Annotated in this window: 5 protein-coding genes and 1 rRNA gene; 1 reads left to right on the forward strand and 5 read right to left on the reverse strand. The window is 39.3% G+C overall.

The annotated features are described in order from the left end of the window. From ACXJIN_RS06420 to ACXJIN_RS06440, 5 genes are all read right to left on the reverse strand, one after another. A 16S ribosomal RNA gene (locus ACXJIN_RS06420) occupies window positions 1-62 on the reverse strand; the annotation flags it as partial. Between the two features lie 200 nt (window positions 63-262). Further along, window positions 263-1,474, reverse strand: coding sequence for a competence/damage-inducible protein A (locus tag ACXJIN_RS06425; protein WP_456400584.1), 1,212 nt, complete (start codon window positions 1,472-1,474; stop codon window positions 263-265). Further along, complete coding sequence (locus ACXJIN_RS06430; RefSeq protein WP_456400586.1) at window positions 1,471-2,010, reverse strand: NUDIX domain-containing protein; 540 nt, start codon at window positions 2,008-2,010, stop codon at window positions 1,471-1,473. Before ACXJIN_RS06430 ends, ACXJIN_RS06425 begins: the two co-directional genes overlap by 4 nt. An 85-nt stretch (window positions 2,011-2,095) precedes the next feature. Beyond that, window positions 2,096-3,301, reverse strand: a complete 1,206-nt coding sequence (locus ACXJIN_RS06435) for an ammonium transporter (RefSeq protein WP_456400588.1) — start codon at window positions 3,299-3,301, stop codon at window positions 2,096-2,098. A gap of 117 nt (window positions 3,302-3,418) precedes the next feature. Further along, on the reverse strand, window positions 3,419-3,928 hold the full coding sequence (locus ACXJIN_RS06440) for a hypothetical protein (protein WP_456400590.1): 510 nt from the start codon (window positions 3,926-3,928) through the stop codon (window positions 3,419-3,421). A gap of 71 nt (window positions 3,929-3,999) precedes the next feature. On the opposite strand from ACXJIN_RS06440, the gene murJ reads away from it, so the two are divergent. Beyond that, a complete protein-coding gene (gene murJ / locus ACXJIN_RS06445) occupies window positions 4,000-5,556 on the forward strand; it encodes a murein biosynthesis integral membrane protein MurJ (protein WP_456400592.1) in 1,557 nt (518 codons plus the stop codon). Window positions 5,557-5,632: the final 76 nt, after the last annotated feature.

Here is a 5,632-nt window from a genome sequence, read left to right on the forward strand (position 1 = left end):
ACTTGCATGTGTTAGGCACGCCGCCAGCGTTCATCCTGAGCCAGGATCAAACTCTCCATCCTATATCTTCAACGGAAGCTTTCGCTTTCCCCTTACCGCTGCTGCCTGCTTTTCAATGACCTCACGCATTGCATTTTAGCACAAAAATCTTCCCTTGTCAACCATCCTACAAGGACCAACCTTCATCTTGGTTTCCTTTGTCAGACGGTGATATCTTAACACTTTTATACCACTCATGTCAAGTGATTTATCAAAAATTTTATTAAAAATTTCTAAGTATAAACTCCAAAATATCTTTGGAGGCCATCTGCCTTATCTCATTTCTGTCATCATTATAAACGTGTTTCCACGTTTTCAATTCATTTTGGTAATACACGGAAAACCAAACCGTACCCACAGGCTTCTCTCTTGTTCCACCTGTTGGTCCAGCTATACCAGTTATTGAAACGCCTATATTCGTACCGAAAATACCACTAACATTCTTTGCCATTTCTTCTGCACACTCTTTGGATACGGCGCCGTATTCCTGCAAAATTCGTCTGGAAATTCCAAGGACTTTTTGTTTCGCTTCATTAGAGTAAGCCACGATTCCCCCTTTGAAAATCGCCGAAGCACCCGCCACATTAACAATTTTGCTTGCCAGCATGCCGGCAGTTATCGATTCAGCTGCAGAAATTGTGAGATGTTTGTTCAAAAGAAATTTGTAAAAAGCCTCTTCAAGCGTTTCTTCTTTTTTCCCAATTCGTTCGATTGGAAACCTTCTTAATATTTCGTTCTTCATCTTGCCTATCATTCTTCTTGCGGACAATTCGTTTTGCGCTTTAGCGGTTATTGAAATATCTATCCATCCTTTTTTCAAAAAAGTGGCAACGGTTGGGTTTTCAGATAGGGTTAGATCGTGTACGATTTCTTCCACTTCAGATTCTCTCATGCCATATATTTTCACATTTTCATTCAATATGCAAGCCCTTCCCAAATTTCTCAAGAAATCCTCAAGCCCATTTTTTAATATGGATTTCAATTCAGATGGTGGGCCAGGCAGAAGTATTAAATATTTCTTATCAATCGGGATCACGATACCAGGTGCGACACCCACGGTATTTTCAAACAAAAGTGCACCCTTTGGTATACGAGAAAATGAGTCTACAATTCTCTGCGAATGAACATTACTTTCTTTGAGAAATTCCTCTATTTTCTCATTTTTTTCAAGTGGAATACCAGTTGCCAAAGAAGCAGCCTGCTTGGAAACATCGTCATCCGTTCCTCCCAGTCCTCCAGTGGAAAGAACTACATCTGCCCTTCTCAGAGCTTCAGAATACGCTTGGGCCACTCTTTTTATGTTATCACCAACCGTGGTATACCTGTAGATATCTATTCCACACTTTGCTAAAACTTCACAAAGAATTCTCGCATCCTCGTTGCAATTCTTTCCCAAAAGCAATTCTGTTCCAGTGGAAACTATCTCCGCGTTCACTTCAGCAATCCCTTCTTTTCAGCTCTAAGGAAAGCCGCAATGGTTTTTGAATCAACGATATCATTTTCGTTTATCATTTTTTCGACTTCTTCCTTAGAAAAGTATTCTATTTCTACGAATTCATCTTCGTCCAAACTTTGTTCTCCTTTTTCCAGATCGCTTGCAAAGAAAAGATATATTTTTTCATCGGAAAATCCTGGTGTGGTGTATATGTAACCAAGTTCTTCCCATTTTTTAGCGATTAATCCTGTTTCTTCTTTTAATTCTCTTTTGGCACAATCGATAGGAAATTCGTTTTTATCTAATTTTCCAGCGGGAATTTCCCATAATATCTTATCAACTGGATAGCGATACTGCCTTTCCAAAATTAAAAAGCCTTTTTCATCAACAACCAGCATAGCTGATGCACCAGGATGACGTACGACTTCTCTTGTGGATGTGTGTGAATTCGGCAATTCCACTTCATCAACGTAGAGTTTTATCATTCTTCCGTTGAATTTCAAAGATGAGCTGAGTTTTTTCTCTTTTAATTCCATATTGTCCTCCTTATTCCTCTTTCACTTCTAATTCTCTAAAATTGGCCAAGGATACCCTTGGCCAATCCATAGCGACTCATCTTTATCAAAGGTAAGCTTGCTCACCGTGTAACATTTCGTCTGGATTCTCCTCTTCTTCTTTTGTCACTTTAACCCTGGTAAAGAGATGTATGAACCAGAATATGAAGAGTGTTATAACAAATGAATAGGCGCTGAGCACGGCAACGGCAACGGTTTCTTTTCCAAAGAAAGCCGGATTTCCAAAGAATAGTCCATTTGCTCCAGACGGGTTAACGGCAACTTCACCAAGTAATCCAAGCATCAATATACCGAGTATTCCGCCAACACCATGAACACCAAAAACGTCCAACGCGTCGTCAAGTCCTTTGCTGTTGTTAACGGCTTTAACCATTCCATAACAGACAAGAGCGGCAACTAATCCTATAAGCATGGCACTTGGAACGGATACATATCCGGCAGCAGGCGTTACAGTGGCTAATCCCGCAACAGAGCCCGTCATGAAAGCTAAACTCTTGGCTTTTTTTGACGCGCCCCATTCGATTAAAAGCCACGTGAAACCCGCAACTGCGGCCGCTATATCTGTATTAACAAACGCAAGCGTTGTTACGCCATTAGCAACGAGCTCACTTCCAGCGTTGAAACCAAACCATCCAAACCAAAGCATGGCAGTTCCAATTGCAACGAGTGGAAGATTGTGTGGCGCATCGTTACATTCAGTTCTCCTTCTTCCAAGATATATAATGGAAGCTAATGCTGCAAGACCAGCTATAGCATGAACAACTATTCCTCCGGCAAAATCAAGAACCCCCCATTGCTGGAATATACCTCCGCCCCAGATCATATGGGCAACTGGATAGTACACTAGTATTTGCCATAATATTAAGAACCAAATGTAAGATTTGAAAGTAACCCTTTTCAAAAATGCTCCCGTTGCCAGAGCTGGAGTTATTATTGAAAACATCATCTGGAACGCCATAAAGGCGTAAACTGGTATCCCGGTATTCCCGAATATGTCTGTCGGTTTTATACCGATAAGGAAAACATGATTGAGATTTCCAATGAAAGGCCCCTTTCCACTAAAAACCAAGGAGTAACCTATTATCACCCACATTATTGCGCTTATTCCCATGGATACGAAGCTTTGCATTGCTATACTTATAACACTCTTTTTCCCCGTCATCCCAGCATAGAAAAAAGCTAAACCTGGAGTCATAAGTAAAACTAACGCCGCTGACACCAGCAAAAAAGCCGTATCACCTGTGTTTACCATGTTGATTCCTCCTTTTTCTGATTTTGTTTTTTGTTAGCGTACTTTCGATAACCAAGGGACAACCTCACTTTTGCGCTTGAATTTTCCCTTCCCTATCACCTCCATTGATAGGTGTAATTAAAATGGCTCTATGAACATCAAAGAAATTGAAGGCATATCGCTAGATTTAATATCCGCTACGAAATAATCTATGAAATGGTGATTTTTACTGGAAAAGAAATACCAAATGTCAAAGAAAACTTTAAAACTGTTTTTCTTCAACTCCTTAGTTAAATAAGCTCCCAATCTCCATGGTCCAAGATAATATTGACCGTAAATTCCAAATGAAAAAGAAGTGGAAGAAGAAACAGTTGTTTCCATCATTGGACCAAATCTAAAACCTCTGTTTTCATCATTTCTCCCAAGCAATGGGATCAACGCCTCTACTTTGTAGATGTTACTTTGTGATGTGGCAGCAGCGGTAAAGACATTTAATGTAATTTCATCGTTAAAACCGTTCATGGCTCCAATTTTGTAGACCCAGCTTCTGCCTGGAGAATATCCTAATCCTATTATGTAATTCATCGAAAAAACGAAAGAAAAGCTTGCCAAAAAAATCAAAGAAAAAATAAAAAAGCTTTTGTTCACGGCAAACACCACCATCATTCATGATAAAATACATAGGCGCTTGAAATTATATCACTTTAAGGTGAGTAATTTTGAAAATAAAAAGAAAAATAGGAAAACTCATACATTCGAAACAAAGCCTTTCACAGGCAGTTATACTAATAACTTCTTTAACGTTAATCTCAAAAGGATTTGGCTTTTTGAGAGATATGATCGTGGCGTATTATTTTGGAACTGGAAAAATAATGGACGCATTTGTTTCTTCACAAACTCCCCTGAGTTTTACAGTCAGCGTCGTCATGGGGGCTGTAGCAACGGTTTTCATTCCACTCTTTATTCGTGTGCAAAAAAGCAAAGGGCAAGGCGAATCAGAACGTTTCTCGGCGACGGTCTTTTATCTTTCCATTTTAGCTATTTCTTCTTTAATAGCCGTTATGTTCGTTTTTCCAAAAGAAACTGTAAAATTGTTCTTTCCCGGTTTTTCTGTTAAAAGGCTTGTGCTCACCGCCAAATTCGTCAGGTGGATGAGTTTTGCCACTCTTTTAACGGCTACCACTACATTTTTGAATTCTCTCCTTAGAAGTGAAAAGAAATTTCTGGCTTATCCTATGGTTGGTATAGGATTCGATTTTGTGATAATAGGTCTTTTATTTGTTACGCACAAATTAGGCGCCGCTTCGTTGGCCATTGCGTGGACAGGCGGACCGTTGTTTATGGTAGCCGTGTTGGGATTCGCTGAAAGAAAGTATTTAAATCCTTTCAAAGTTAAAAGGCACATGCCAGAGATGAAAGAGCTTCTCAAAATGGTCGCCCCCATGTTTTTTTCAAGCGCATTTGGAATGTTAAACACACTAGTGGACAGGGGATTCGCTTCAACATTAAACATTGGTGCCATAAGCGCTTTGATGTTTGCCAGAAGAATAAGCGGAGCGGCAACTGGAATTTTGGGAACACCTGTCATGCAGGCGAGTTATCCTTCTATTTCTTCGTACGCAGCCAATGAGGATATGAAATCTCTTACTTCAACCGTAAAAAAAACGATGAAAATGCTGTCTTTTTTCCTGATTCCCGTGTCGTTTGCGCTTTTTCCACTTGCCAAAGGAATAATAGGCGTCGTATTTCAACGTGGTAATTTCACTTATCAATCAACGCTTCTGACTTATCCCCCTCTTATAGCGGCTGGAATATCGCTTTTTACATCATCTTACAATGGTGTGTTGGTTAGAATCTATTATGCTTTTAAAGATACAAAAACTCCGATGTATTATGGAATCGCCGGAATAGGGTTTAACATCCTTTTGAACTTTCTCTTCATTCATCCTCTGAAACAAACCGGATTGGCCCTTTCAACATCACTTGTTTCCTTCTACTTCACCATTGCAATATTGATTTCCTTGAGAAAAAAGCTAAAAATATGGTTTTTTGATACATGGTATTTCTTGCGCGTTGTTTTCGCTTCCGCTTTGATGATAGTGTCGATGTATCCCTTTATGATTTACATTCACAAAAGAGAAAGATACATATTGGCAACGTTGATAGGCTTTGGTACGTACTTTCTTTTTTCAAGATTATTTAAAACCCTTCCAAAAAATTTCATTAGCTATTTGAAATTCAAAAAAATAGTTTCCGATAACAAAGAAAAGCTGTAAAAATCCATTTCTTAAATGCCAAGTAAACAGGGGATAAATATCGCACATCAAGCCTCTTCACAAATGTGGAACCCCC

It is taken from the genome of Mesoaciditoga sp. (assembly GCF_054006115.1).

Excerpts from the sequence above, each read along its gene's own strand:
- ACXJIN_RS06435 (WP_456400588.1), bottom strand. The coding sequence starts at position 3,301 with ATGGTAAACACAGGTGATACGGCTTTTTTGCTGGTGTCAGCGGCGTTA.
- ACXJIN_RS06430 (WP_456400586.1), bottom strand. The coding sequence starts at position 2,010 with ATGGAATTAAAAGAGAAAAAACTCAGCTCATCTTTGAAATTCAACGGA.